Here is a 474-nt window from a genome sequence, read left to right as displayed (position 1 = left end):
GCCCAAGCCGAGCTCCAGACCTGGAGCCTCACGGCAACGGCCTACGAGGTCACCGACGGCTTCACCGCCCCGGCGTTCGCGGAGGTCGGCAAGACCTTCCGGATCGACTACGTGATCGACATCCAGACGCCGTCTCTCGAAGGCTGGTTTGGGCTGTTTGACGGTGCGGTCAAGTCGTTCACCATCAATGGCGTCACGTCTCTGTCCGATGGGTACGTCGTCAGCCTGGAAGACGGTGGTTTGAACGCCATCAACATTTGGCCCCGCAACCTTCGCAGTGACGGCATCGATTTCATTTCGTTCAACAACTTCGAAGGGACGCCAAGCGCGGACGTTGCCTCGGCCTTGAGGGACTTCGCCGCGTTTGCATCCACCGGCTACACCGACCTGCGGGTGGACTTTGGCGAGAACAGCGTCTGGGCCGCGCCGACGTCGTTCGTGATGACGTCTTCCGTGCCCGAGCCCTCGGCTGCA

At 62.2% G+C, this 474-nt stretch carries 1 protein-coding gene; it reads left to right on the top strand.

Annotated features, from left to right (window positions below):
• The coding region (locus B2W70_RS13890) for a hypothetical protein (RefSeq protein ID WP_286746560.1) at positions 1-474 on the top strand (474 nt) is incomplete at both ends.

Source organism: Aquabacterium sp. UBA2148, from assembly GCF_002328915.1.
In the GTDB taxonomy this organism is placed as follows: domain Bacteria; phylum Pseudomonadota; class Gammaproteobacteria; order Burkholderiales; family Burkholderiaceae_C; genus Aquabacterium; species Aquabacterium parvum.
Note: the sequence above shows the minus strand (reverse complement) of the source record. Positions and strands in the feature narration are given on the sequence as shown.